23 protein-coding genes are annotated in these 25,472 nt (G+C 68.0%); 17 read left to right on the forward strand and 6 right to left on the reverse strand.

What is annotated here, in order from left to right:
- Positions 1–12: 12 nt before the first annotated feature.
- The 4 genes from HQ325_RS14955 to HQ325_RS14970 all read left to right on the forward strand — a co-directional run bounded on the left by HQ325_RS14955 (position 13) and on the right by HQ325_RS14970 (position 4,620).
- Entirely contained in the window at positions 13–1,479 is a 1,467-nt protein-coding gene (locus tag HQ325_RS14955; RefSeq protein ID WP_222630589.1) for a dihydroorotase family protein, read from the forward strand.
- Positions 1,476–2,663, forward strand: a complete 1,188-nt coding sequence (locus HQ325_RS14960) for a CaiB/BaiF CoA-transferase family protein (RefSeq protein ID WP_222630591.1) — start codon at positions 1,476–1,478, stop codon at positions 2,661–2,663. The genes HQ325_RS14955 and HQ325_RS14960 overlap by 4 nt, the downstream gene beginning before the upstream one ends.
- A gap of 26 nt (positions 2,664–2,689) precedes the next feature.
- The gene (locus tag HQ325_RS14965; protein ID WP_222630593.1) at positions 2,690–3,091 is read left to right on the forward strand and encodes a hypothetical protein; all 402 of its coding nucleotides are present in this window, start codon (positions 2,690–2,692) and stop codon (positions 3,089–3,091) included.
- Between the two features lie 260 nt (positions 3,092–3,351).
- The gene (locus HQ325_RS14970; RefSeq protein ID WP_222630595.1) at positions 3,352–4,620 is read left to right on the forward strand and encodes a DUF4185 domain-containing protein; all 1,269 of its coding nucleotides are present in this window, start codon (positions 3,352–3,354) and stop codon (positions 4,618–4,620) included.
- A gap of 3 nt (positions 4,621–4,623) precedes the next feature.
- Here HQ325_RS14970 and HQ325_RS14975 read toward each other — a convergent pair whose 3' ends face one another.
- Positions 4,624–4,839 (reverse strand): hypothetical protein, encoded by a 216-nt coding sequence (locus tag HQ325_RS14975; protein ID WP_222630596.1) that lies wholly within the window; start codon positions 4,837–4,839, stop codon positions 4,624–4,626.
- Positions 4,840–4,958: 119 nt separating this feature from the next.
- The gene (locus HQ325_RS14980; protein WP_222630597.1) at positions 4,959–5,429 is read right to left on the reverse strand and encodes a DUF3558 family protein; all 471 of its coding nucleotides are present in this window, start codon (positions 5,427–5,429) and stop codon (positions 4,959–4,961) included.
- Positions 5,430–5,975: 546 nt separating this feature from the next.
- Between HQ325_RS14980 and HQ325_RS14985 the strand changes: the two genes are divergently transcribed.
- Positions 5,976–8,786, forward strand: coding sequence for an FAD-binding and (Fe-S)-binding domain-containing protein (locus HQ325_RS14985; RefSeq protein ID WP_222630598.1), 2,811 nt, complete (start codon positions 5,976–5,978; stop codon positions 8,784–8,786).
- Positions 8,787–8,844: 58 nt separating this feature from the next.
- Positions 8,845–10,230 (forward strand): acyl-CoA dehydrogenase family protein, encoded by a 1,386-nt coding sequence (locus tag HQ325_RS14990; protein ID WP_222630599.1) that lies wholly within the window; start codon positions 8,845–8,847, stop codon positions 10,228–10,230.
- Between the two features lie 10 nt (positions 10,231–10,240).
- Here HQ325_RS14990 and HQ325_RS14995 read toward each other — a convergent pair whose 3' ends face one another.
- Complete coding sequence (locus tag HQ325_RS14995) at positions 10,241–11,155, reverse strand: alpha/beta hydrolase (RefSeq protein ID WP_222630600.1); 915 nt, start codon at positions 11,153–11,155, stop codon at positions 10,241–10,243.
- A gap of 72 nt (positions 11,156–11,227) precedes the next feature.
- Between HQ325_RS14995 and HQ325_RS15000 the strand changes: the two genes are divergently transcribed.
- Both HQ325_RS15000 and HQ325_RS15005 read left to right on the forward strand, forming a co-directional pair.
- Positions 11,228–11,758, forward strand: a complete 531-nt coding sequence (locus HQ325_RS15000) for a TetR/AcrR family transcriptional regulator (RefSeq protein ID WP_222630601.1) — start codon at positions 11,228–11,230, stop codon at positions 11,756–11,758.
- A gap of 103 nt (positions 11,759–11,861) precedes the next feature.
- Complete coding sequence (locus HQ325_RS15005) at positions 11,862–12,263, forward strand: cupin domain-containing protein (protein ID WP_222630602.1); 402 nt, start codon at positions 11,862–11,864, stop codon at positions 12,261–12,263.
- A gap of 3 nt (positions 12,264–12,266) precedes the next feature.
- Here HQ325_RS15005 and HQ325_RS15010 read toward each other — a convergent pair whose 3' ends face one another.
- Positions 12,267–13,274, reverse strand: coding sequence for an alpha/beta hydrolase (locus tag HQ325_RS15010; RefSeq protein WP_222630604.1), 1,008 nt, complete (start codon positions 13,272–13,274; stop codon positions 12,267–12,269).
- A 48-nt stretch (positions 13,275–13,322) separates the two neighbouring features.
- Between HQ325_RS15010 and HQ325_RS15015 the strand changes: the two genes are divergently transcribed.
- The 5 genes from HQ325_RS15015 (at position 13,323) to HQ325_RS15035 (ending at position 19,839) form a co-directional block, all read left to right on the forward strand.
- Positions 13,323–14,168: a tryptophan 2,3-dioxygenase gene (locus HQ325_RS15015; protein ID WP_222630606.1), complete on the forward strand. Its 846-nt coding sequence runs from the start codon at positions 13,323–13,325 to the stop codon at positions 14,166–14,168.
- Positions 14,165–15,370 (forward strand): kynureninase, encoded by a 1,206-nt coding sequence (gene kynU / locus HQ325_RS15020; protein ID WP_222630608.1) that lies wholly within the window; start codon positions 14,165–14,167, stop codon positions 15,368–15,370. The genes HQ325_RS15015 and kynU overlap by 4 nt, the downstream gene beginning before the upstream one ends.
- Before the next feature lie 94 nt (positions 15,371–15,464).
- A complete protein-coding gene (locus tag HQ325_RS15025) occupies positions 15,465–16,097 on the forward strand; it encodes a response regulator transcription factor (RefSeq protein ID WP_222630610.1) in 633 nt (210 codons plus the stop codon).
- Entirely contained in the window at positions 16,094–17,272 is a 1,179-nt protein-coding gene (locus tag HQ325_RS22840; protein WP_222630612.1) for an ATP-binding protein, read from the forward strand. The genes HQ325_RS15025 and HQ325_RS22840 overlap by 4 nt, the downstream gene beginning before the upstream one ends.
- A 1,046-nt stretch (positions 17,273–18,318) precedes the next feature.
- A complete protein-coding gene (locus tag HQ325_RS15035; RefSeq protein WP_222631110.1) occupies positions 18,319–19,839 on the forward strand; it encodes an alkaline phosphatase in 1,521 nt (506 codons plus the stop codon).
- Between the two features lie 4 nt (positions 19,840–19,843).
- Here the strand turns inward: HQ325_RS15035 and HQ325_RS15040 are convergent, their stop codons facing one another.
- On the reverse strand, positions 19,844–20,536 hold the full coding sequence (locus tag HQ325_RS15040) for a Tellurium resistance (RefSeq protein ID WP_056442948.1): 693 nt from the start codon (positions 20,534–20,536) through the stop codon (positions 19,844–19,846).
- Between the two features lie 241 nt (positions 20,537–20,777).
- Here HQ325_RS15040 and HQ325_RS15045 point away from each other — a divergent pair, with 241 nt between their 5' ends.
- The 3 genes from HQ325_RS15045 (at position 20,778) to HQ325_RS15055 (ending at position 23,467) form a co-directional block, all read left to right on the forward strand.
- Complete coding sequence (locus HQ325_RS15045) at positions 20,778–21,227, forward strand: Hsp20/alpha crystallin family protein (protein WP_027504782.1); 450 nt, start codon at positions 20,778–20,780, stop codon at positions 21,225–21,227.
- 101 nt (positions 21,228–21,328) lie between these two features.
- Positions 21,329–22,204, forward strand: coding sequence for a hypothetical protein (locus tag HQ325_RS15050; protein WP_222630614.1), 876 nt, complete (start codon positions 21,329–21,331; stop codon positions 22,202–22,204).
- Positions 22,205–22,240: 36 nt separating this feature from the next.
- The gene (locus tag HQ325_RS15055) at positions 22,241–23,467 is read left to right on the forward strand and encodes a hypothetical protein (RefSeq protein WP_222630616.1); all 1,227 of its coding nucleotides are present in this window, start codon (positions 22,241–22,243) and stop codon (positions 23,465–23,467) included.
- A gap of 8 nt (positions 23,468–23,475) precedes the next feature.
- Here the strand turns inward: HQ325_RS15055 and HQ325_RS15060 are convergent, their stop codons facing one another.
- On the reverse strand, positions 23,476–24,468 hold the full coding sequence (locus HQ325_RS15060) for a sugar-binding transcriptional regulator (RefSeq protein ID WP_261778156.1): 993 nt from the start codon (positions 24,466–24,468) through the stop codon (positions 23,476–23,478).
- 191 nt (positions 24,469–24,659) lie between these two features.
- Here HQ325_RS15060 and HQ325_RS15065 point away from each other — a divergent pair, with 191 nt between their 5' ends.
- Complete coding sequence (locus HQ325_RS15065; protein ID WP_222631112.1) at positions 24,660–25,460, forward strand: MIP/aquaporin family protein; 801 nt, start codon at positions 24,660–24,662, stop codon at positions 25,458–25,460.
- The last annotated feature ends 12 nt before the right edge of the window (positions 25,461–25,472 follow it).

Consider the following 25,472-nt stretch of genomic DNA (forward strand, 5'->3'; position numbering starts at 1 on the left):
AGAAGGATTGTCATGACGAAGCTTCTGATCACCAATGCCCTAGTCGTACGTCCGGGCGCCGATCATCCCGAGGACGGCGAATTCCTCGACCTGCTGATCGAGGACGGGAAGTTCACCCGCATCGAGGCGGGGATCGATCCGTCGAGCGCCGACACCGTCGTCGACGCCGCCGGCAAGGTCGCCTTCCCCGGAGTGGTGGACGCGCACCAACACTGGGGCATCTACAACCCGCTGGGTGAGGACGCCTACACCGAGTCCAGGGCCTGCGTGCAGGGCGGTGTCACCACCTCGCTGTCCTACATGCGCACCGGTCAGTACTACATGAACACCGGTGGTTCGTACGCCGATGTGTTCCCGACGGTGCTCGAGGCCACCGAGGGCAAGCCGTTCGTCGACTACGCGTACCACCTCGCGCCGATGTCGAAGGAGCACATCGCCGAGATCCCCTCGCTCATCACCGATCACGGTGTGACGTCGTTCAAGATCTTCATGTTCTACGGCAGCCACGGGCTGCACGGGCGCTCGACCGACCAGAGCGAATTCCTCATGACGCCGGAGGGCGAGCGCTACGACCTCGCGCACTTCGAGTTCGTCATGCGCGGCATCCAGGCCGCACGGGAGCAGCTCGGTGACAAGGCCGATCACATCTCGCTCTCGCTGCACTGCGAGACCGCCGAGATCATGAGCGCCTACACCAAGCTCGTCGAGGAGGAGGGAACGCTCACCGGCCTCGCGGCGTACAGCGCCTCGCGTCCGCCGCACTCCGAGGGGCTCGCGGTCACCATCGCGTCGTTCCTCGCCGACGAGACGCAGCTGCCCAACATCAACCTGCTGCACCTCTCCTCCCGCAAGGCCCTCACCGCCGCGATGCGGATGGCGAAGGCGTTCCCGCACGTGAACTTCCGTCGCGAGGTGACCATCGGTCACCTGCTCGCCGACATCGACACCGCCTACGGACTGGGCGGCAAGGTCAACCCGCCGCTGCGCCCGCGCGACGACGTCGAGGCCCTGTGGGAGCACCTGCTCGGCGGCGACATCGACTGGGTGGTCAGCGATCACGCGTGCTGCAAGGACGAGAAGAAGTTCGCCGAGGACCGCGGCGACATCTTCGCGGCCAAGTCGGGATTCGGTGGCGCCGAGTACCTGCTGCCGGGACTGGTCAGCGAGGGCCGCAAGCGCGGACTCAGCTGGCGCCGCATCGCGGAGCTGACGTCGCTCAATCCCGCTCGTCGCTACGGACTTCCGGGCAAGGGCGAGATCGCCGTCGGTATGGACGCCGACCTGGCACTGGTCGATCCCGATCACACGTGGACGGTGCGTCCCGAGGATTCGGAGTCCACGCAGGAGTACACCCCCTTCGAGGGCTTCGAACTCGGCGCGAAGGTCACCGACACGTTCGTGCGTGGCCACCGCGTCCTCGACAACGGCGCTGTCGCGGGGGAGCCGACCGGCCGCTACCTGCACAGGCCCTACAAGTGACCGGGCCCCTGGAGGGGATTCGCGTTCTCGACGCGTCGACGATCCTCGCGGGTCCGCTGGTCGCCCAGATCCTCGGCGACTTCGGTGCCGACGTCGTCAAGATCGAGCACCCCACCAAGCCGGACGGCATGCGTGGGCACGGTCTGGACAAGGACGGGCACCCGTTGTGGTGGACGATGGTCAGCCGCAACAAGCGCGGCATGACGCTGAACCTCGGCAAGCCCGAGGGGGCCGACGTCTTCCGCAAGCTCGTCGCGGACGCCGACGTGGTGGTGGAGAACTTCCGGCCGGGCACCCTCGAGAAGTGGGGCCTGGGCTACGACGTGCTGTCCGAGATCAATCCGGGTCTGATCCTGTTGCGCGTCACCGGTTTCGGCCAGACCGGGCCCTACTCGACGAGGCCGGCGTTCGGCACCCTGGTCGAGTCGATGAGCGGGTTCGCCCACCTCACCGGCTCGGCCGACGGGCCGCCGACGCTTCCCGCCTTCGGTCTGGCGGATTCGCTGGCCGGCATCGCGGGATCGTCGGCGGTGTCGATGGCCCTGCTGCACCGGACGAAGACGGGTAAGGGCCAGCAGATCGATCTCGATCTGCTGAGCCCCATCATGACGGCGGTCGGGCCCGGCATCATCTACGCCGACCAGTTGGGCATCGACCAGGAGCGCACCGGTAACCGGTCGAGCAACAACGCGCCCCGCAACCTCTATCGGACCAAGGACGAGCACTGGCTGGCCATCTCCACCAGTGCCAACTCCATCGCCGAGCGCGTTCTCCGCCTCGTCGGTCACCCCGAGGTTCTCGACGAGCCGTGGTTCGCCACGGGCCGTCAGCGCGCGGCCCACGCCGACCTGCTCGACGGATACGTCGGTGGGTGGATCGCCGAGCGCACGCGCGACGAGGTCATCGCGGCATTCGAGGAGGCCGGCGCGGCGGTCGCCCCTGTCTACAAGCCCAGCGAGCTGCTCGACGATCCGCAGGTCAACGCCATCGAGATGGTCACCACCGTCGAGGACGACGATCTCGGGCCGGTGCGTATGCAGAACGTCATGTGGCGCATGGGGGAGAGCCCCGGCAGCATCCGCCACACCGGCCGCCCCCACGGTGCCGACACCGACACCGTGCTCGCCGAGCTCGGTCTCAGCGACGACGAGGTGCGCACCCTGCACGAGACCGGCATCGTCTGACCGCTGGAGTGGGCACACTGGTGTCCATGACGTCAGCACAGCGTGTCGCGAAGGATCTCGGTCGACGACTTCTCTGGTGGGGCGGCGGCAGTGTCGCGGTCGGTGCCGCCGCAGCGCTGGGCGGCGGCTCTCCCGCCGTCCGTGCTTTCGGACTTCAGACCGCGGGCTGGGGCGCCATCGATCTCGCCATCGCCGGGATCGGGGCGGCCCGGTCCACCGAGGTGACGGCCGACAAGCTGCGGAAGACGTTGTGGATCAATACCGGACTCGACGTCGTCTACGTCGCCCTGGGCGCGCATCTCGTGTACCACCGGCCGACCTTCGGTGGGAGGGTGACGCCGGAGCAGTCCTCCGGGCACGGTGCCGCCGTCGTCGTGCAGGGTGCGGCTCTCCTGGTGCTGGACAGCGTGCACGCGAGACGCGTGTGACTCTGGACTCGGCATAGCGCTCGGACTGACGGGCACACTGGTTCGGAGGTCGCGGACCGACGTGTGCCTCGGGGCCGGTGCGTCCGTCGGGGGCGCACCGGCCGCTCTCATTCTGTGGCGCTGGAATCCCCACCGTGTAATTCTCATTTGTCAAGTACCGACACGTGCTTGTGTTGCGGCATGCCCACATTTCGGTAACACTCACCACATCAGTCACACGAGTCACGTGAGTCACACAGTCGATCGGTGGGGGTCGGAGTATGCGAGCACGAAGTCGGCAGATCGCGGTGGGGGCCGCGCTGACGTTGGTCGCCAGCAGTCTCGGTGTGTTGTCGGCACCGGTCGCGTCGGCAGAACCCTGCGGTGGCCTCGGTGGCCCGGGCTCCTCGCTGTTGGGCGGCTTCTTCGGGAGCAGCGGTTCGAGCGGCGGCGGTAATGGCGGCAATCCACGCGGGTCTCAGCAGCCGCTCGCCCCGATCCGCAGTGGCAACACGCAGTCGGTCGGGTGGGTGACCGGTCCGCTCAGCGCCAACAACACCTACGACCGTTTCGGTATCTCGGGCACCGATCTGGGTATCAGCTGGGACAACGGCGCCGGTCAGACGCTCATGGCGTTCGGTGACTCCTTCGGCAACTGCTCGGTGAACGGGCAGCAGTGGCGCAACAACCTGCTGCTGCGGTCGAGCGACGGCAACCTGGCCGACGGCATCACCGTCCCCGACGCAGTGCCCGGTGACAGCGCTTCCGGCTCCGTCGTTCTGCCGGCCACGCCTCGCTATGCCGAGCAGATCGTCCCGACGCTGCGGTTGCCGCAGATCGAGGTGACCACTATCCCGACTGCAGCCATCGCGATCGACGGTGTGCAGTACCTGAACTACATGTCCGTGCAGAGCTGGGGAGCGCCCGGCCGGTGGGTCACCAATTTCTCGGCCATCGCGACGTCGAAGGACAACGGTCAGAGCTGGACCACGGACCCGAGGACCATTCGCGTCAACAGGGACGTCACCATTCCCAACGTCGCGCAGGTCAATCAGGCCAACGGGCGATTCCAGATGAATGCCTACGCCAAGGGGCCCGATGGGTGGCTCTACCAGTTCGGAACGCCCAATGGCCGTTTCGGTGCAGCCTTCCTGGCTCGCGTACAGCCGGCGGACATCCTCGACCTGACGAAGTACGAGTACTCCACCGGTGACACCGCGCGCCCGTGGTCGACCGATGTCGCTGATTCCAAGAAGGTCGTCGACGAACCGGTCAGCGAGCTCAGCGTCTCGTGGAATGCGTACCTGAAGAAGTACGTGATGCTCTACGGCGACGAGAACCAGGGCTCGATCGTCGCCCGCACCGCCACGGATCCGCAGGGACCGTGGAGCCCGATGAAAACTCTGCTCGGGCGTGCGGAGACCATCGGCGGCGTCTACGCCCCGTACATCCACCCGAAGTCGAGTGGGCGTGACCTGTACTTCACTGCCTCGCGCTGGTCCGACTACAACGTGATGCTGTTGAAGACGGACCTCGATGCTCTGAAGTGACGGCTACCTTGGTGTGATGCTCTGTGCGGCTTCATTGTCGGTGGACTCGTAGTTCCGGCCCATCTCGGTGAAGGTGTCGGCGAGCGACGACGCGATTGCGATGTGCGCCTGGAGCATGGTCGACAAGGACCCCGGTCCGCCCACCGCGAGCTCGGAGTACTTGCGCGCCAGCGCCAGGCCGGAGGGGAGGGTGCCGAAGCCCTGTGCGAAGTCCTGCACTTGGATGGTCGACCTCACGGCGGTGATGCCTTCGGCGAATTCTGTGCACGCACGGGCACATCGCTCTGCGGCCTCTGTGGTTATATCGAGCTCGTTCAACCCTGTCACGGTGCCCCCGGTCATGGTGGTGTCGCGCTCTCGAGAGCGCCTGAAATGCGTGTGGCTTCCGCGCAGTAGTCGCCGACAGTTGATGGATCGCCCGCGTTTCTCACGGCGAATTCGATTGCCCCTGCGGTAGATGCGTACGCGATGTGGCAAGCCTCGTCGAGCGTTCCCGGCAGTTGCTGGAAGCTGAGCGCTGGGCGCCCGCCGACATCGATATCTTCTGCGTTCACGGATCGACTGTCTCCGCGGAACTCCGATACCGCGTTGGTCGTCGACGAAATGGTCAAGACGAACCAGTCCTGACGGAACGAGCAGTACCGCCACTCATCGTTTCCCTGATCGAACTGACCCGAATCGACGATCTCCGGGTTCACCCCGGCCGCCGCTACGGCTTCACTCGGAATGGTGCACGGATCCCACAGCTCCGCGACGGGTTCGCCCGAGACGCCGGGGGAGCAGGCGCCGCAGAACACGAGCGCAGCCACGGCCACCCCACCTCGAATCCATCGCACTCGAACTTGGACGCGGCCAGCGGCCCGGCGGTTCCCATGCCGACCCGCGCGGGTTCTGGTCAGCCGCGCGCGGTCCAACCGGCGCGGGTGTCCGAACGGTGCTCGGATCCGCCGCGACCGCTGGCCGCGCAGCTCCCAGCACTGCGCGCAGGCCACGGACTGCGCGAACTGCTGCACGGTGCGCGTCTGCGGCGCCGACCAACACCCTGATCCGCGCGACCGTCAGCACCCCCGCTCACCACAACCGGCGCACCCGACCGGAGCGTGCGCGGACAAGCGAGCACCACCATCCGCGCACCGCCCAGCACCGTGCGCAGGCCACGTCATGCGCGTACTGCCGCGCAGTGCGCGCCGGCACCCACCCGCCGGCACCCACCCGCCGGCACCCACCCGCCGGCACCCACCCGCCGGCACCCACCCGCCGGCACCCACCCGCCGGCACCCACCCGCCGGCACCCACGCGTTCGCCACGCCGCCAACCCCACACCCCCGCCCACCGCGAGCGGTAGCGTCGACACGGTGATCTCCGCCGAGGACTGCGCCCGCGCACTGCGCCGCGCGGGCCTCGACGACGTGCTCACCGACGGCACGACCCGCGCCGCCTATTCGTCGGACGCGTCGCTCTACCGCGTGCACCCGCTCGTCGTCGCTCGACCACGGAGCGCCGAGGACATCGCGGCGGCCGTCGCGGTGTGCCGCGAGACCGGGGTTCCGCTCACCATGCGCGGCGGCGGCACGTCCGTGGCCGGCAACGCGGTGGGTACCGGAGTGGTGCTCGACGTCAGCCGACACCTGAACCGGGTGCTCCACGTCGACCCCGAGGCGCGCACCGCGACGGTCGAACCCGGTGCGGTGCAGTCGGTGGTGCAAAAGGCAGCGGCGCAGCACGGGCTGCGGTTCGGTCCCGACCCGTCCACCTTCACGCGCTGCACCGTCGGCGGCATGATCGGGAACAACGCGTGCGGCTCGCGCACTCTCGGCTACGGCCGGACCTCCGACAACGTCTCCTCGCTCGACGTGGTGACGGGCAGCGGGGAGCAGCTGCACCTGCCGAGGGACACCACGTCTCCGACTCTCGACGCGCTGCGGCAGATCGTCTCCGGCGGACTCGGAACCGTCCGAACGGAATTCGGCACGTTCGGCCGCCAGGTCTCCGGCTACGCGCTGGAGAACCTGTTGCCGGAGAACCGTTTCGACGTCCGCCGGATGCTGGTGGGCAGCGAGGGCACGCTCGCGGTCACCACGCGCGCCACCGTCGACTTGGTGACGGAGCCTGCGTTCCGCATCCTCGTCGTTCTCGGGTACCCGGACATCGCCACCGCCGGTGACGCCGCGCCCACCGTCCTGACGTTCACGCCCACCGCATGCGAGGGCATCGATTCGCGCATCGTCGACGTCGTCCGCGAACGCCGCGGACCGCATGCGGTTCCGCCTCTTCCCGGCGGCGCCGCGTGGTTGTTCGTCGAGGTCGTCGGCGATACCCGCGAGCAGGCCATGGACCGAGCCGACGCGGTCGCACGCGATTGCGGAGCGGTCGACTCCCTGGTGGTCACCGACGCGGAACGCACCGCCCGGCTGTGGCAGATCCGAGCAGACGGAGCCGGACTCGCAGGGCGCAGTCCCGCGGGGTTGCCGGCACACGCCGGGTGGGAGGACGCGGCGGTACCGCCGGCATCGCTCGGCCGATACCTGCGCGACTTCGACGACCTCATGACGCAGTACGGGGTGACCGGGCTGCCGTACGGGCACTTCGGTGACGGGTGCCTGCACGTGCGTATCGACCTGCCGCTCGACAAGCCTGGCGGGACAGGGGTGTTCCGCCGGTTCCTCGTCGACGCCGCCACGCTGGTGGCGCGGTACGGCGGGTCGTTGTCCGGTGAGCACGGCGACGGCCGTGCGCGCAGTGAGCTCTTGCCGCTGATGTACTCGGCGGACGCACTCGCGTTGTTCGGTGCCGTCAAGCATGCGTTCGATCCCGACGGCATCCTCAATCCCGGTGTGCTCGTGGATCCTCGACCGCTCGATGCGGATCTCCGTGTCCCGTCCGCGAAGCCTCGGACGCTGCTCGCGATGGCCTACACCGAGGACGGCGGCGACTTCAGTCAGGCCGTGCACCGGTGCACGGGCGTCGGCACGTGCCGCGCGGACACCACCGGCACCAGCGGGGTGATGTGCCCGTCGTATCTGGCGACCCGCGAGGAGAAGGACTCCACCCGCGGGCGCGCCCGCGTGCTGCAGGAGATGATCAACGGCACCGATGTCACCGGCGGGTGGCGCTCGCCCGAGGTGCACGATGCCCTGGATCTGTGCTTGTCCTGCAAGGGATGTGCCTCGGACTGTCCGACCGGTGTCGACATGGCGTCGTACAAGGCGGAGGTGCTGCACCAAAGCTACCGACACCGGCTACGCCCCGCGGCGCACTACTCGCTCGGGTGGCTCCCGCGCTGGGCTGCTGTCGCCGCTCGGGCGCCGCGCGCCGTCAACGCCGCGGCACGGCTTCCGGGTGTGGGTCCGCTGGCACTGCGGGCGGCGGGCATCGATCCGCGTCGCTCGATACCTGAGTTCGCCCCGAGGACGTTCCGGCAGTGGTTCCACGAATCGCACCGGCCCACGACCGGTGATCCCGTCGTGCTCTTCGTCGATTCCTTCACCAATCATTTCACGCCCGAGGTGGGCCGGGCGACGGTGCGTGTGCTCGAGGCGGCGGGCTACCGGCCCCGGCTGACCGAGAAGCAGCAGTGTTGCGGTCTCACGTGGATCTCGACCGGTCAACTGGATGCCGCCAAGCGCATCCTGGGACGCACCGTGGACGCCTTGGCCGAGGCGTCGGACGGCGGTGTTCCCATCGTGGGTATCGAACCGTCGTGCACCGGTGTACTTCGCAGCGACGCAACGGAACTGCTCGGCAAGGAGCGCGCCGCGCCGGTCGCCGATGCCACCCGCACGCTGGCCGAACTGCTCACCGAGCGCGGGTGGGAACCGCCGTCCCTGAACGGCCGAGAGGTGGTGGCGCAGCCGCACTGTCACCACCACGCCGTGATGGGCTGGGGCGCAGACGCGGCTCTGCTCGAGAGAGCGGGCGCCGATGTGCAGCGCCTCGGTAGTTGCTGCGGGCTCGCCGGGAACTTCGGCGTCGAGAAGGGGCATTACGACGTCTCGGTCACCATCGCCGGTCAGCAGCTTCTGCCGGCGGTGCAGTCGGCAGCGGACACCGCGTCGATCCTGGCCGACGGCTATTCCTGCCGCACCCAGCTGTCGGATCTCACGGATCGTCGCGGCGAGCACCTCGCGCAACTGTTCGCGAAGGCATTGCCCGATGAAACGGAGTGACGTGTAACACTCGCCGGGGCGGGGTACTCCCGGCGCAACTACGTCCTGGGGGGACACCATGGCTTTCGATCTGACGCTCACACCGGCCCAACACGAGCTGGTCGGCCGTGCTCACGACTTCGCCGAGAACGTGGTGCGACCCGTCGCGCAGCACTACGACAAGGAGCAGGAGTTTCCGTGGCCGGTGCTGCAGGAAGCGGCCCGTGCCGGCTTCTACTCGCCGTTGTTCTACCGCGACCTCATCGGTGATCCGACCGGGCTCTCACTGCCGGTGTTCATGGAGGAACTGTTCTGGGGTTGTGCGGGAATCGGTCTCGCGGTGGTGATGCCGGCGCTCGCGCTGTCGGCCATCGGCCAGGCGGCAACGCCGGAGCAGATGCTCGAGTGGGCTCCACAGTGCTTCGGCACCCCCGACGATCTGAAGTTGGCGGCGCTCGCCATCTCCGAGCCCGAGGGCGGCAGCGATGTTCGCAACCTGCGGACCACCGCGCGGCAGGACGGCGACGACTGGATCATCGACGGCCACAAGATGTGGATCGGCAACGGCGGCATCGCGGACGTGCATGTGGTCAACGCCAATGTGGACCCGGAACTCGGTCACAAGGGCCAGGCCCTGTTCATCGTCCCCGGCGGGACCCCCGGACTGGAACTCGTGCGCAAGCTCGACAAGCTGGGGTGCCGCGCTTCCCACACCGCGGAGCTGAAGTTCGACAGTGTCCGCATTCCCGGTGCGAACCTCCTGGGCGGTCTCGACAAGCTCGAGCACAAGCTTGCCAAGGCCCGTGAAGCGGAGAAGACCGGGATCAGAGGTCGCTCCGCCACTCTCGGAGCGCTCGAGCAGACGCGACCGATGGTGGCCGCTCAGGCCCTCGGAATCGCCCGTGCCTCATTGGAGTATGCGACGAAGTACGCCAACGAGCGTGAGGCGTTCGGGTCGCCGATCATCGACAACCAGGGCATCGCCTTCCCACTGGCGGATCTCGCGATGCGGATCGACGCGGCACGACTGTTGACGTGGCGCGCCAGTTGGATGGCGGCCACGGGTGTCGCCTTCGAACGCGGCGAGGGGTCGATGGCCAAGCTCGCCGCCACCGAGGTCGCGGTGGCCTCCACCGAGCGGGCGATCCAGACGATGGGCGGGTGGGGCTACATCACCGACCACCCGGTGGAGAAGTGGTACCGCGACGCCAAGCTGTACACCATCTTCGAGGGCACCAGCGAGATCCAGCGCGTCGTCATCAGCAATGCGATCGCGCAGCAGGACGGCGCTCCGCCGCTGCACGTACAGATGGATGCCGAAGGCTCAGCGCTCAACAAGGCGTTCGGCCGCGGAACCGAGACGCGCACCAAGGTGATGGACAAGGCGATGTCGGCCAAGGACAAGGTGCCCGAGCCGGTCCTGCGCGGCGCCATGAAGTTCCTGCAGCCGCCCGGCCGCAAGTAGTCCCGGTGAGTCATCGCGGGATCGGCACGGCCTCCCGCAGAAATGCCAGCTGGTCGGCGATGATCCGGGGGAAGAGCGGCTCGACGTAGGGGTCGAAGTGACCACCCTCGTAGGTCACCATGGTAGCGCGCGGGATCTTTCGTGCGGTGCGCAGCGCGACGTCCGTGGGAGTGATGGCGTCCTCGGTGGCGATCTGGACGAGGGCGGGGCACTGAATGTTCGCGGCGGTCTTCCCCGGTGAGTACAGGCCGATGTGGAGCAGGATGCGGGCGGCGACCGTCTCGGGGTAGTCACCGGTCTGCAGTCCCGACGCGTCGAGAAGGCGGTCACGTCCCACCGCGGCATCGGGCGACACCATGGCGGCTACGGCACCCGGTTCGCCGATCGAGTCGATGTAGCGGGGCTCGCGACCGAGCAGAGCCCGGATCTGGTCCGAGAGGGCTGCCGGTGCGAGACGCAGGGTCTGGCGCAGGCCCGCGGAGCGCACGGCGGCGATGCCGTCCACGTGCGGGACCTGCGCGATGATCGCGGCCAGTCGTTCGCCCGTGCCCGCCAGGGTGAGGACGTGGCCACCGCCGAACGAGGTGCCCCATGCGACGACGCGGTCGGGGTCGACGCCGTCGAGTAGCCGGGCGAAGGCCAGCGCGTTGCGCCAGTCCTCGAGCTGCCTGCGCACGTCCAGGAGCTGCCGTGGGGTTCCTTCGCTGTCGCCGAAGTGCCGGTAGTCGAACAGCGCGACGACGTAGCCCGCCTGGACGAACTGGTCCGCGTAGGCGGGGAGACGCAACGCGCGCACCGATCCGAAGCCGTGGGCCATGACGATGATCGGCGCGGAACCGTCGAGCCCGGCAGGTCGGAGGACCGAGATCGCGCAGCGATCGGAACCGGAGTCGAACCACAGGTCGTCGAGAACGGTGTCAGGCATGCGGGCTCCTCTTGATTGACGTTCAAGAGAACGTAGCAGCGTCTTGATCGAGCATCAAGATAGGGTGACCGCATGCCTCGGAACAGACGTCCGCAGGATCGGGAAGAGAAACGGGCCGAGATCGTCGACGCCGCGACGGCCCTGTTCGTCGAGGCCGGATTCGACGGCACCCCGCTGAGCCGGATAGCGCAGAGCGCCGGCGTCACGCCCAACACCATCTACTGGTACTTCTCCGACAAGGACGAACTGCTCGTCGCCGCCCTCACCGAGATCACGGCGACGGCGTTGACGCGCTTCGCGGAGCTGGAGGTGACGTCACCGCAGGAACGGTTGACGTGGGTGGTGACCGAACTCGAGCGCTATCACCGGTTGGTGGACACCGTGCATGCCCGCGCTGCGGTGTCGGCTCCGATCGACGAGTGGCACAACGGGTTCCACGCCATGGCCGATGCGCTGGTCGCGGAGGAACTGCGCCACGTCGGCGTCGCCGAGGAGCGGATCGACGCGCGGACCAAGGTCGTGGTGTTCGCGGTCGAGGGCATGTTGACGCACCCGCAGAGCGCTGCCGACAAGGCTGCGATCGTCGACGTCCTGTTCACCTAGAAGGCCGAGGGTGTCCTGCCGAGGCACTCCTCCGCAGGGACTTCCCCCGTGGACCGGCACCGCGAATGCTCGACACCAGCACCACCGACGAGAGGAACCGCGCATGCAGATCACCCGAAGCTCGATCGCGACCACCAAGGGTCCGGCCGACTGGTTCACCGGCGACGTCTACATCGACGCCGTTGCCGCAGCTCCGACCCCGTCGCGGGTCTCCGCCAACCTGGTCCACTTCATGCCGGGGGCGCGTACGCACTGGCACCGCCACTCGCTGAGCCAGACGGTGTTCGTCACCGAGGGCGTCGGTCTGTGCCAGCGGCAGGGTGGGCCGGTCGAGGTCATCCGTCCCGGCGACCGCGTGCTGTTCGAGGCCGACGAGGTGCACTGGCACGGCGCCGCACCGGATCGTCTGATGGTGCATCTCGCCATCAACGAGGGCGACGACGAGCACGACGTCGTCGTGTGGATGGACCCCGTCACCGACGCGGAGTACACCGCGCACGAGTGACGATCAGCGGGGGAGACGTCCCTCGATCCGCTCCACGATGGCAGGCCAGATCTCCGACCGTGGATCGACGACGTCGAAGTGCCCGCCCGGCCCCTCCACGAGATCGATGTCGTCACCCGCGCGGCGCGCAGCGTCCGCGTACTCGCGGCCGATGTCGTTCAGATTCGGATCGTCCGATGCCGCGACCACGACGATCTGCGGAACCCCGAGTGGCAGTCGCGCTCGGGGGGACGACTCCGCGTGAGCATCCGTGTACCGCGAGCCCAGGGCGGCGCGCACCGCGCCGTCACCCAGGCCGCGGTCGTCGGCGATCTTCAGGTCGAGGACTCCGGCGAGGCTCACGGCCAGTGCGGGACGGGCATCGGCGGCCCAGCGCAGCGCGAGCTGACCTCCTGCCGAATGGCCGAGGACGGCCTGCGCACCAGCGTGCTTCAGGGCCGCGGCGACATCCGCCGCCGTCGTCTCCCACCCGTGCTCGTCGGGTGTGCGGTACTCGACATTCCAGGTGGTGTAGCCGCGGTCGGCGAGATCGATGGCCGCGGCGTCGAGCGAGTCGAGTCGCCACGGTGCCCGCCAATAACCGCCGTGGATCAGGGCGACGACCGGCCCGCTCGTCCCCCGCACTTCGGCGAACTGTTCGGAGTGCTCCCCGTACGACTCGACGGTGGCCGGGTGCAGTCGGTGATGGTGGATTCTGTCCACTGCGTAGCGGAGCCCGCCGAGCCCTCGGCCACGGATGTGCGAGTGCAACCCTGGCGACAGGTCCGTCGCAACGTAGCCGTAGTCGACACGCACCACACACCGGTCGCTCGCCTGCGTGTCGACGCGTCCGCCCGGGGCCGGGACCACGATCACGTCACCGGATGCCACGGAGACGTCGTCCGACACGTGGACCTCGCCGGTGGCGCCGCGCGCAGCGAGCGCGGACTGCACCAGGTCGGTGACCGTGCCGAGGTCTCGAACAACGTGCGGGTGCAGGACGACGTCGATTCGTTCCGAGGAATCGCTCATCCTTCGAATCTACGTCCTAGGCTCGGGGGAATCGACGGAAGAGGAGCAATGGACGAGCGCGCCATCGAGAAGGACATCGTCACGGACTTCCGCGAGCGGATGAGTTACGGGGCGTACCTCGATCTCGATACCCTGCTCGCTGCTCAGAAGCCGGTCAGCGTTCCCGAGCACCACGACGAGATGCTGTTCATCATCCAGCATCAGACCACCGAGCTGTGGTTCAAGCTGGTCCTGCACGAACTTCTTGCGGCGCGCGATGCGTTCGATGTCGACGACCTCGGTTTCGCGCTCAAATGTGTCGCCCGGGTCAAGCACATCCAGAAGACGCTGACCGAACAATGGTCGGTACTCGCGACGCTCACACCCACCGAATATGCCCAGTTCCGCGGCTTCCTCGGGAACTCCTCCGGATTCCAGTCCGCGCAGTACCGCGCGGTGGAATTCGTGCTCGGCAACAAGAACGACGCGATGCTCACGGTGTTCGAATCCGACTCTACTGCAACCGATCTGCTGACTCGTGTGCACCGGGAACCCAGTGTCTACGATGCGTTGTGGCGCTGCTTGGCGCGTGCCGGCCACGACGTCCCGGCCAGCGCGCTGCACCGCGATGTCACCGCGCCCTACTCCCGCAACGACGACCTGATGCCGCTCATCACTTACGTCTACGAGAATCCGACCGAGAACTGGTCCGCCTACGAGGCATTCGAAGAATTCGTCGACCTGGAGGAGAACTTCCAACTGTGGCGGTTCCGGCACATGCGCACGGTGCTCCGGACGATCGGATTCAAGTCGGGCACCGGGGGTTCGAGCGGTGTCGGCTTCCTCCAGCGCGCCCTCGAACTGACGTTCTTCCCCGAGTTGTTCGCCGCACGCACCGAGATCGGACGTTCATGACCGCAGTAGACCTCGACGCGCAGGATCCTCTGCGTGAGTACCGTTCCCGATTCCACACGGACGACGCCGATCCCGTCGTGTCCTATCTCGACGGCAATTCGCTCGGCAGGCCGACGACGGCGAGCATCGAGCGTGTCTCGACGTTCATGACGCAGGCCTGGGGTGGCCGGCTGATCCGCGGGTGGGACGAGGAATGGTTCGAGCTGCCCATCACGTTGGGCGACACGCTCGGTCGGGTGGCCCTGGGTGCAGCACCCGGGCAGACCGTCATCGGTGACTCCACCACCGTCCTGCTCTACAAGATCGCGCGCGGGGCGGCGGCGCTGAGGCCGGGCCGGACCGAGATCGTGCTCGATCGCGACAATTTTCCGACCGATCGCTACGTCGTCGAGTCCATCGCGTCCGAACTCGGCCTGACGCTGGTGTGGATCGACTCGGACCGGCGGTCGGGCGTACGGACTGCGGACATCGCCGATGTCGTCACCGAGCGAACAGCGTTCGTGCTTCTCAGTCATGTCGCCTACCGCTCGGGCTTTCTCGCGGACGCGTCCGCGGCGGCCCGTGTCGCGCACGACGTCGGCGCCCTGGTGGTGCTCGACCTGTCGCACTCGGTGGGATCCGTGCCGCTCCGTCTCGACGAGTGGGGTGTCGATCTCGCCGTCGGCTGCACCTACAAGTACCTGAACGGTGGTCCCGGCTCGCCCGCGTTCGCATACGTCCGCGCGGAGCATCTGCCCGAGTTTCGGCAGCCCGTATGGGGATGGATGGGGCGTGCCGACGCCTTCGCCATGGAGCAGGGATACGTCCCGGCCGAGGGCGTGCGACGCGTCATCAGCGGCACCCCGCCGGTGCTCGGCATGATCGCGATGCAGGACACGCTCGCCATGATCGGCGAGGTCGGCATGGACGCGATCCGCGCGAAGTCGGTCGCTCTCACCGAGTACGCGCTCGAGCTGGTGCGCTCGGACCTGGTGCCACTGGGCGTGGAGATCGCCTCGCCGGAGAACGCGGACGAGCGCGGGGGACACGTCACGCTCGATCACCCCGATTTCCGCGAGGTCACGGCGCGGCTGTGGAAGCGCGGTGTCATCCCCGACTTCCGGGCCCCGAGCGGCATCAGGCTCGGCCTGAGCCCGCTCAGCACCAGCTTCGAGGAGGTGCGCATCGGCGTTCTCGCGATCGCCGAGGAGCTCCGGCGCTGACACCTGGCACCACAACACGACCGGTCAGATGGTTATGCTCTGACGACTTTGTGGCTGAGGGGGTCCGGTGGGGGTCGAACGTGCGCGTATCGGAATGGTCGATGATCACGAGCTGACCATCCGGGGGTTGCGGGACTCCCTCGCCGATCATCCCGACCTCGACTTCGTCGCGAGCGCCCCCACGGTCGCCGAGCTGTTCGACGCGACCACGGACCTCGATCTGGTGATCCTCGATCTTCGACTGCGTGACGGATCGTCGCCGGTGTCCAACGTCGAGGCCATCCGCGCCCGCGGTCTCGACGTGCTGGTTCTCACCTCGGGCGAGGATCCGTTCCTGGTGCGCTCCGCCGCCCGCGCCGGTGTGCTCGGTGCGGTGCGTAAGTCCCAGCCGATCGACGCGGTGGTGGACGCCGTACGGAGTGCAGCCCGAGGCGAGATGGTGCCCACCATCGACTGGGCGGCGGCCATCGACGGGGATCCCGACCTCGCCGCGGTGGATCTGAGCCCGCAGCATCGACGGCTCCTCACGCTCTACGCGGCCGGGGAGACCGCCACGCGGGTCGCGTCGACCATGGGTATCTCACCCGAGACGGTGAACGACTATCTCGGCCGCATCCGGCTCAAGTACGCCGACGCCGGCAGGCCTGCCCCGACCAAGACCGATCTGTACAAACGGGCACTGGAGGACGGGTGGTTGCCGTTTCCTCGTCGACGCAGGAAGTCGTGACGACGGCGGAGCGCAGCGCGGCCGATCAGATCCTCACGATGTTCGGCCGCTTCATCGGCGTGGGCTACGTCTTCTACCTGCTCGTGTCGATTCCGCTCATCCGCGATCTGGAGGGGGTGTCGGCGTCCTGGTGGACTCCGGTCGGGCTCGTCCTGTTCTTCGGACCCGGACTGGCGTTGGGCGCCGCGTCGTTCGGCCGGCGGGGTCAGCGTGCGCTCCGGCCACTGGCGGCGGCCTGCGCCGTGGTCTTTCTGCTCGGGTTGCTCACCTGGCCGCTCGGATGGACGGGCGAGACCCTGCCCGACGGGAAGGCTGCCTGGTTCTCCCTCTTCCCTGCCCTGGCCTCTCTGGGGGCTGCGGTGTCGATGAGGCCGCGCTGGGCGTTCCTCCATCTCGCGGTGGCCGTCACGGGTGTCCAACTGGTCAACCACTATCTGCGTGACGCCGGTGACCGGAGTCCGTTGGTGGCAGACATCGTCTACAGCTTCGGCTTCAGCCTCATCTTCGTCGCCGCGTCGATCACGGCGTCGCGCACGGGCTTCCTTCTCGATCGCACCCGCGAGTCCACCTACGCGCAGGCCGCCAGTTCTGCCGCGGTGCAGGCGCGGACGGTCGAACGTCGACGGTTCGACGGGTTGATCCACGACAACGTCATGTCCACGCTCCTCGCCGCGTCGCGCGGTCCGATGGATCAGCGTCTCGTCGACCAGGCGAGCGTCGCGTTGGCGGAGCTCGACACGTTGCGACGGGACGCGCTGCCGGTCTCGGACTTCGAGGTGCAGGACGTGGTCGCGCACCTTCGTGCCGCGGCCGCGGCAGTGGACGCATCGGCGACACTGAGCTTCCGGTTCGAGGCCGATGCGGCGGAACGGACGGTGCCGGCCGAGACCGTCCGCACCGTGGGCGCCGCCATGGCCGAGGCGATGCGGAACAGCCTGCGGCACGCGGGCCCCGATGCCCACCGGTCGGTCGTGGCTGCGCTCTCCCCACTCGGACTCCGGGTGACGGTGACGGACGACGGCCCCGGCTTCGATCTGTCGTCGATACCGGCACATCGCCTGGGCGTCCGGGTCAGCATTCTCGACCGCATGCACCGGCTTCCGGGCGGCTCCGCCGCGCTCCGCACCGCGGTGGGTCGGGGCACCGTCGTCGAACTGCGGTGGGAGGCACAGTGAGCAGAACGAACGATGTCACGACTCTGCTGGGCATGCACACGCGTGCAGCCTTCGTGGTGGTCGCCTTCAACGTCGCCGGTGTCGTTCTGGCCGCCGCCTCGACACTCGAGGGCGTCACCGAGCCGGCGCTCGTCGCGGTGGCGGTCGTCCTGCATGCCGTGTCCGTCGCGGCACTCCTCCGCGTCCCGGGCGATCCGATCCCCTTCGGCGCGACGGCAGCTGTCACGCTCACCGGCCCGCTGTCGTGTGCGATCGTCCTCGTCGCGCTTCCTGTGCCGATCGGGAGCCCTCTGCAGATGTGGCCGATCGGGACGGCGGCCGGGATCTACACCTTCCTCTGTGTCCGTGGGCGCACGTGGTGGGCGTGGGCCGGGTTCCTCGGCATCTTCGTCGTCACGCTCGTCTGGTGCCTGCTGACCGCGCAGAGCGCGGTCGACGCCGTGCTGTACGTGCTGCCCAGCGGCGCGCTGGTGTTGATGGGCACGTTCTTCGCGTTCGCGCTGCGCTCGCCCGTCACAGACATCTTCCGGCTACGGGAGGAGTCCACGAGACAGGCAGCGGAGGAAGCCGCGGCCGCCGCGGCACTGCACGAGCGGGACCTGCAGCTGACCCGGCTCGACGAGCTGGCCCGCCCTCTCCTCACCAGGATCGTCTCGGGTGAGCCGCTGTCCGACGACGAGCGACTGAGCTGCCGTCTTCTCGAGTTCCATCTGCGGGACACCCTGCGTGCTGCCGGACTGGCCGATTCCGAGGTGAGCAGTGCGGCGCGGGCAGCGCGGAGTCGACGTGGTCCTGCTCGACGACCGCGGCGCGGACGCGACCGGCGTGGTCGATCGCGACATCGTGACCTCGGTGATCACCGCCCTCGAGAGCGACTCCACCAGCGCGGTGACGGTGCGTCTTCTTCCGCAGGACCGGGACTCGGCGGCGTCCATCCTGGTCACAGGAGCGGACGGAACGCACCGGGCCGAGTTCGACCGATCGGGCACCCGGCTGTCCTCCTGAGAGTCACGCCCCGTTCAAGTCCGTGCGGCACGGTGCGGAGCATGCAGATGTCGCGACGCTCCCTGTTCCGCTACGCCGCGCTCGGTGCCGCGGCCACGCCGTTGCTCGCCTGCAGCACCGGGCCCACCCTGGTGCGGGCGCGCCCGTCGCTGACCCACGGCGTCGCCAGCGGCGACGTCCGTGCCGATGGTGCGCTCGTCTGGGCACGGTCGGACACGCCCGCGACGATGATCGTCGACACGTCGGCCACTGACGCGTTCTCCTCCGTCACGACGACGCGGGGACCTCTCCTCACACCGCAGTCCGACGGTACCGGCGTGCTGCGCCTCATGGGTCTGCCGGCGGGACAGCGAGTGCACTACCGCGTGACGCTGGAAGGCGAGGACGGCGCCACGTCGGAGCCCGTCACCGGGGTGTTCTCCACGGCTCCCGACGGGCCGTCGTCCATTCGCCTCCTGTGGGGCGGCGACACGGCGGGCCAGGGTTACGGGATCAACCCCGACATCGGCGGCATGACCATCTTCGGAGCGATGGCCGATCGGGAACCGGACCTGTTCCTGCACAGCGGCGACGTCATCTATGCCGACGGGCCGCTCGAGGAGAGTGTCACGTTGCCCGACGGCCGGGTGTGGCGGAACACGATGTCCGAGGCCAAGTCCAAGGTCGCGGAAACTCTCGACGAGTATCGCGGGCAGTACGCGTACAACCTCACCGACGACAACTACCGGCGCTTCAATTCCTCGGTCGCGCAGGTGGTGCAGTGGGACGATCACGAGACCGTCAACAACTGGTATCCCGGTGAGATTCTCGACCTCGAGCAGTACACCGTGAAAGATGTGAACCTGTTGTCGCAGCGGGCTTTGCAGGCCTTTCACGAGTGGCTCCCGGTCGCTCCCGCCGAGGCCGTCGACGGGCGGGTGTACCGGAAGATCGCCTACGGTCCGCTGCTCGACGTCTTCGTCCTGGACATGCGGAGCTACAAGGACGCGAACAGTGCCAACACCGCCCCGACCGGGGAGATTCTCGGAGATGCACAGCGGCGGTGGCTGATCGACGAGCTGTCGCGCTCGACCGCCACGTGGAAGATCATCGCGAACGACCTCCCCCTGGGGCTCGTGGTGCCGGACGGCAAGACCGCGCAGGAGGGCGTCGGCAACGGTGACCCCGGTGCCCCGCTCGGTCGGGAGACCGACATCGCGCAGGTACTCACCGCGATCGATCGGAACGACGTCACCGGCACCGTGTGGCTCACCGCCGACGTGCATTACACGGCGGCGCATCGGTATTCACCCGAGCGCGCCGCCTACCAGGAGTTCCGCGAATTCTGGGAGTTCGTCAGCGGGCCTCTGAACGCGGGTGCGTTCGGGCCGAACGACCTCGATCCCACCTTCGGCCCGGAGGCGGTGTTCGTGCACGCGCCGCCGGAGCCGAACGCCTCACCGCTCGATACCTTCCAGCACTTCGGTGAGGTGCTGATCGACGAGGACTCGAGGTCGTTGACGGTGAACTTGTGCGACGGTACCGGGGCGGTTCTCTTCACTCAGGTGCTGCCGGCGCCCTGACCGGCTACTTGCGCCCGGCCGCCCAGCGCATGCCCCAGCCGTACTTCTTGTCCAGGTCCGCCTGGCTGCCCTGGATGTACTCGACCTCGCGCGTGACCGTGATGCCCTGGCCGGTGTTCTGGATCAGCGCGATGGAGCAGATGCGGGCGGAGTTGTTGTCGGAGTCCAGACGCACCTCCACCTGCGGGCCGCTGGTGGGGAACAGCGTGACGACGCCGTCGACCGCGGCCCAGTTCGGGGCGCCGTCGTAGATCATCGCGAAAATAAGAATGCGCTTGAAGGCGTCGGGCCGCGCGAGGTTGATGTGCATGTTCTCGCCGCCCGTGACGGATCCGGAGCGGTCGTCGCCGTCGAGCTGGATGAACGGTGCGCTCTCGAGGGCGCCGAAGCTCTTGCCCAGCGCCTGGATGACGCCCTTCGACCCGTCGGCCAGCTCGTACAGGCAGCCGAGGTCGAGGTCGACGCCGCCGGTGCCGTACGACGCGGCGGCGAGCTTCGCGAGGAAGCCCTTCTTCTTCGGCTCGGGTGCGGCCGCGCCCTGCGACCAGTTGAGGTTGACGCGCATCGCGCCCTGGCTCTCGCCCTTCTTGGCCAGATTCACCGTCGGCGCGGCCTTCGACAGCGTCACCTTGCTCAGATTGACGCCGCCCGCTGCCGGGGCGGGGGTGGACGGCCTTTTGGTGTAGTCGATCGCCATGGGTGGGAGGCCTTTCTTCCGGAAACGGCGGTGTCCGTTTCGCGCACTTCCCTCAGCGTAGTCGCCGTGAGCGGGCCGCACCTACCCTCGACCAGTCCTGCACTGCGAGAGCAACTTCGGCCAGAAAATTTTCTGGAGGGTACTTGGCACTCTCGGGTGGAGAGTGCTAAATTCGGTGTCACGCACAGAGGAGCCGAGCATGACGGGCTCGGTGTCCACGAGATACAGGAGGTGTGTTGCTGTGCTTCGCTTCGATCCTTTCCGTGACCTCGACGCCGTGACCTCGAGCTTGCTGGGAGCCGGGTCGGGCACCGACCGTTCGCCGCGGTTCATGCCGATGGATCTGTACAAGGTCGACGACCATTACGTCCTCGACGCGGATCTCCCCGGTGTGGATCCGGGCTCGATCGACCTCGACGTCGACCGTGGAACCCTCACGGTGACGGCCCACCGTTCGGCACCGAGCGGCGACTCCCGGCAGTGGCTCACCTCGGAGCGCTTCACCGGTACCTACCGTCGCCAGCTCGCGCTGGGTGACGGCATCGACACCGAGCGCATCACCGCGTCGTACGACAACGGTGTTCTCTCCGTGCACATCCCGCTGTCCGAGCGCGCCGCGCCGCGCAAGATCAACATCGCGCAGGCCGAGAACACCGGTGAGCAGACCTCGCTCGAGGCTTCGGCGTCCTGACACCGCATTCCGGACAGCGCTGGGCCCTCTCACCAGGGAGTGTCCAGCGCTGTCGTCGATTCGGGGGTTCCGAGGCACACCCCGCCCAGTAGGTTCGACCCATGACCGACTCCACGGCAGCCGCCCATGCCCGCGCCGCGTACCGCACGTTCGAGCCCTTCCACATCTCGGCGTACTTCAATCCCGAACTCGGAGCGGCGGGCCGGGACACGGGTCTCGACGGACACGCCTGGTACGTGGGCTCGCGCGCCGAGCCGATGGGGCCGTGTGCTTCCGGGGTGGTCGCCGCAGCGTTCTACAGCTTCAACACGACACTGATCGAGCGCTCCTGGCCCGCGGCGATCGCCGCCGGCCTCGACACCGTCGCTCGGCGCCGATGGGACGCGCTGGACACCGTCCTCGGGAATGCGCTGGGTGAGTCGGTGTCCGACCCGGGCCTCACGTCGCTGGCCGACCGCCTGCACGGCATCGGCGACACGCTCACCTTCGCCGGCCGCCCACTGTCCGCAGCGTGGCATCAGTCGTCGGCGCCCGACGTCCCGCACCTGCAGTTGTGGCACGCCATCGCGGTTCTGCGGGAATGGCGCGGCGACGGCCACCTCGCGGCTCTCCTCGACGCAGACCTCGATCCGACGGAGGCCGGTGTCTTCCACGAGGCCCAGCACCCCGAGCCGGGTGCCCGTCGGGTGCTCGGGCGTCGCATCACCCAGCTGACGCGCGAGTGGTCGGACGAGCAGTGGGACTCCGCGGCCGAGCAGCTCGCCGCGCGCGGTCTCGTCACGACGGCCGACGGCGTCGAGACCCTGACGGACGACGGTGTCGCACTCGACCGCCACATCGAGGACCGGACCGACATCATGGCGTCCGCGGCGTGGCGTGGCGTCGACGATGCGGAGGAGCTCATCTCCTCCGCGCGCCCGTACGTCAAGGCCGTCATCTCCGCGGGCATCCTGCCGGGAACGAAGAAGAAGAGCTGACGCGCTGAACTGGTCTGCTTCTGGTAAGCAGACCCCATGGTTCTCACTGCGAGTACGGACACCTCACAGACGCGCCGACCGTTCGACCGCCTTGCCGTGGTGATCGTGGTCGTCGGTGTGGGCGCTTTCGTGGTGCGTGGCCTCAATCGCATTCTCTACCCGGTGCTGTACGCGGAGGACGGTGCGCAGTTCTTCTCCGGTGCCGTCGACCGAGGTGTCGACGCGCTGGTCACCCCCTTCGCCGGGTACCTCCACGTGTTTCCGAGGCTCATCGCGCTCGTCGCATCGCCCCTGCCGTTCACCGTCGCTCCGCTCGCATACGTACTGGCCGCGGTGGCGGCCTACCTCGCTGTCGCCTCGATCGTGCTGTCGTCCCGGCTGGCGTGGCTCCTCCCGACACCTCGCGTGCGCGCGATCGCCTTTCTCCTGCTCTGCCTGTTCCCGCCGCTCACCGAGGCCTACGGAAACATCGCCAACCTGATCTTCGTCGGCGGTGTCGGACTCGTGCTCGTGGCGCTGTGCGACGATCCGCAGTCGCTGCGGGGGCGGGTGTTCGAGATCGCCGTGGTGGTGGTTCTCGCGACGAGTGGTCCTGTGGTCGTGATGATCCTGCCGATGTACATCGCGAGATGGTGGCGTGCAGGCCGCACACGACACTCGGCGACGGTTCTGGGAGCGGCGCTCGTCTCGGCTGCGATCCAGATCGCGGTGTACCTGAGTTCGGAACGGTCGACCGAGGGGGGAGGAAGCCTCGGGACGCTGGTGAGGTCGGCGTCCGAACGTGTGGGCGGAGTCTGGCTCTTCTCGACCAACGATCTCTTCGGGCCGGACGGACCGGTCATCGCGAAGATCGCGGCTGCACTCTGGATCTCGGTGGCAGTGGCCGTCATCGTCGTCGCCCTCGGTCGGGCCGCCGTTGCACCCCTGGTGACGTTCGTGCTCATCCTGGCCGTCGTCACCAATGCCTACGGAAACTCGTTCGTCAGCGGTCCCATCGTCCTCGGCCGACACCTGATGACACCCCTCGCGATCATCGTGCTCCTTCTCGTGGCCGCCGCTGCTCGTTCTCGGCTGCGGTGGGTGACGATCGTCGCGACCGTGTGCCTGGTGGCCGGCCTGTACGGAATGATCGCGTCGTTCCTGCTCGTCGGATACCTGGACCCGTCCGACATGCAGCGCCTGCAGGACTGCCACGACCTGGGCAGGACGACGTGTGTCACCCCGATCTACCCGCCGGGGTGGTTCGTGCAACTGGCGCCGTGACGGAGGGTTCACGCCTGCAACAGAGTCGCCGCGCTGAGGTCGTCGATCACGAGGTCGGTGACGATCTTTCCTGCGAGCGCCGCTCGCAGTGCGGTGAGCTTGTACTCGCCGGCGACGATGCACACGCGTCGCGGAACGGCTTTCAGTCGGTCGAGTCGTGGGCCGCTCGCGCGGTCGTTCAGCGCAATGCGGTCGTAGCTGCCGTCGGAGCGGAGGAAGACGGTGGCGATGTCGCCGACGACGCCGTCCCGGTCGAGCTCCTCGAGATCCGACTTCTCCAGGTAACCCGCGCTGTAGACGTGGCTCGGCACGGCACCGCCGTGGACGCCGATGCTGAAGACCGCGAGGTCCATGCGCTCCTGGAGATCCAGAACGCGCTTGATGCTGCGTTCGCGCCAGAGCATCTGCCGAGTCTCCGGGTAGTCGAAGAACGCGGGCACCGGAAATCCCTGGGGCAGTGCGCCGTACGCGTCGGCGACGGTACGCACGATGTCCGTCGCGTACGAGACTCCGGTGGTGCGCGTGTTGGCGGCTCCGTTGAGCTGCACGACGTGGGAGTTGTGGGTGCGCTTCGGGGCGAGGTGTCGACTGACCGCGCTCACCGTCGTTCCCCACGCGACGCCCATGACCATGTCGGAGGCGAAGAACGTCGTCAGCAGGCGGCCCGCGAACATCGCGACCCGGTCGAGGCGGTCGACATCGCTCACGGTCTCCGGGACAGGCACGACGTGGGCGCGGACGCCGTAGCGATCGGCGAAGGCGCGCTCGAGCCCGGGTGCCTGGCCCAGGGCGGTGCTGATCTTGATCTCCACGAGTCCCGAGGTGCGGGCGAACGTGATCAGCCGCGACACCGTGCTGCGTGAGACGCCCATCTCGCGGCCGATCGCGGCCATCGTCAGGTCCTGGAAGTAGTAGAGCCGGGCCGCCTGGACCGCGTCGATCGTGCGGGGATCCGTCGCGTCGGGAAGCAGGTGGTCCCCGTACATCTGCAGCTCCGACATGAGCCCACGCTAAACCACATCGGCGCCGCTGCGGTGGCGCGATCGTGACCGACTTGCACATATGTGCACGAGGTTTGTGACAACGTGCATGTCACCTAGCATGGCTCCCAGTTGCTCTTTATGGCCTGGATCACAAACACGGAGGAGATGGCGTGACGGACAAACGCGCGAAGTGGGGGCTGCCCGCAGAGATGGCAGCCGAGTTCGCGGGAACGATGATTCTGATTCTGTTCGGTGCCGGCGTCGTGGCGCAGGTGGTCTCGGGCGGCGAGTCCGGAAGCCTCGGCGACCACGACTCGATCGCCTGGGCCTGGGGCCTGGGTGTCATGTTCGGCGTCTTCGTCGCCGGCCGCGCCACCGGCGCGCACCTCAATCCCGCTGTCACGCTGTCCTTCGCGTTGTTCCGCGGCTTCTCGTGGTCGAAGGTCGCGCCGTACGTGCTCGCCCAGACCGTCGGCGCCTTCGTCGCCGCTCTGCTGGTGCGCTGGAACTACAACGACATGCTCAACGCGATCGACCCCGAGCACACGACCGCCACGCAGACGATCTTCTCGACGCTCCCGGGTAACGGCACGCTGCCCGTCAGCCTCGGCTCGGCGCTCATCGATCAGATCATCGGCACCGCGATCCTGCTCTTCCTCATCGTCGCCGTGACCGACACGCGCAACAGCCCGCCCCTGGCCAACATGGCGCCCCTGATCATCGGTCTCATCGTCGTGGCCATCGGCTTCGCGTGGGGCACCAACGCCGGGTACGCGATCAACCCGGCTCGTGACTTCGGACCCCGCCTGGCGTCGTTCATCACCGGATACGGTGGGGCATGGCGAGATCAGTACGGCAGCCTCTACTTCTGGGTGCCGATCCTCGGGCCCATCATCGGCGGCCCCATCGGCGTCCTGCTGTACGACAACCTGGTGGGCCGGTTCCTGCCGGCCGATCCCGACGGCGACGACGAGCAAGAGCCCAGCCGTCTGCCCGAGAAGTCCGCATGATCGTCCACTCCA

Source organism: Rhodococcus sp. BP-349 (assembly GCF_019835845.1).
GTDB lineage: Bacteria > Actinomycetota > Actinomycetes > Mycobacteriales > Mycobacteriaceae > Rhodococcoides.

Excerpts from the sequence above, each read along its gene's own strand:
- HQ325_RS14955 (WP_222630589.1), top strand. The coding sequence starts at position 13 with ATGACGAAGCTTCTGATCACCAATGCCCTAGTCGTACGTCCGGGCGCC.
- HQ325_RS14965 (WP_222630593.1), top strand. The coding sequence starts at position 2,690 with ATGACGTCAGCACAGCGTGTCGCGAAGGATCTCGGTCGACGACTTCTC.
- HQ325_RS14970 (WP_222630595.1), top strand. The coding sequence starts at position 3,352 with ATGCGAGCACGAAGTCGGCAGATCGCGGTGGGGGCCGCGCTGACGTTG.
- HQ325_RS14990 (WP_222630599.1), top strand. The coding sequence starts at position 8,845 with ATGGCTTTCGATCTGACGCTCACACCGGCCCAACACGAGCTGGTCGGC.
- HQ325_RS14995 (WP_222630600.1), bottom strand. The coding sequence starts at position 11,155 with ATGCCTGACACCGTTCTCGACGACCTGTGGTTCGACTCCGGTTCCGAT.
- HQ325_RS15000 (WP_222630601.1), top strand. The coding sequence starts at position 11,228 with ATGCCTCGGAACAGACGTCCGCAGGATCGGGAAGAGAAACGGGCCGAG.
- HQ325_RS15005 (WP_222630602.1), top strand. The coding sequence starts at position 11,862 with ATGCAGATCACCCGAAGCTCGATCGCGACCACCAAGGGTCCGGCCGAC.
- HQ325_RS15010 (WP_222630604.1), bottom strand. The coding sequence starts at position 13,274 with ATGAGCGATTCCTCGGAACGAATCGACGTCGTCCTGCACCCGCACGTT.
- HQ325_RS15015 (WP_222630606.1), top strand. The coding sequence starts at position 13,323 with ATGGACGAGCGCGCCATCGAGAAGGACATCGTCACGGACTTCCGCGAG.
- kynU (WP_222630608.1), top strand. The coding sequence starts at position 14,165 with ATGACCGCAGTAGACCTCGACGCGCAGGATCCTCTGCGTGAGTACCGT.
- HQ325_RS15025 (WP_222630610.1), top strand. The coding sequence starts at position 15,465 with ATGGTCGATGATCACGAGCTGACCATCCGGGGGTTGCGGGACTCCCTC.
- HQ325_RS15035 (WP_222631110.1), top strand. The coding sequence starts at position 18,319 with ATGCAGATGTCGCGACGCTCCCTGTTCCGCTACGCCGCGCTCGGTGCC.
- HQ325_RS15040 (WP_056442948.1), bottom strand. The coding sequence starts at position 20,536 with ATGGCGATCGACTACACCAAAAGGCCGTCCACCCCCGCCCCGGCAGCG.
- HQ325_RS15050 (WP_222630614.1), top strand. The coding sequence starts at position 21,329 with ATGACCGACTCCACGGCAGCCGCCCATGCCCGCGCCGCGTACCGCACG.
- HQ325_RS15055 (WP_222630616.1), top strand. The coding sequence starts at position 22,241 with ATGGTTCTCACTGCGAGTACGGACACCTCACAGACGCGCCGACCGTTC.
- HQ325_RS15060 (WP_261778156.1), bottom strand. The coding sequence starts at position 24,468 with ATGTCGGAGCTGCAGATGTACGGGGACCACCTGCTTCCCGACGCGACG.
- HQ325_RS15065 (WP_222631112.1), top strand. The coding sequence starts at position 24,660 with ATGGCAGCCGAGTTCGCGGGAACGATGATTCTGATTCTGTTCGGTGCC.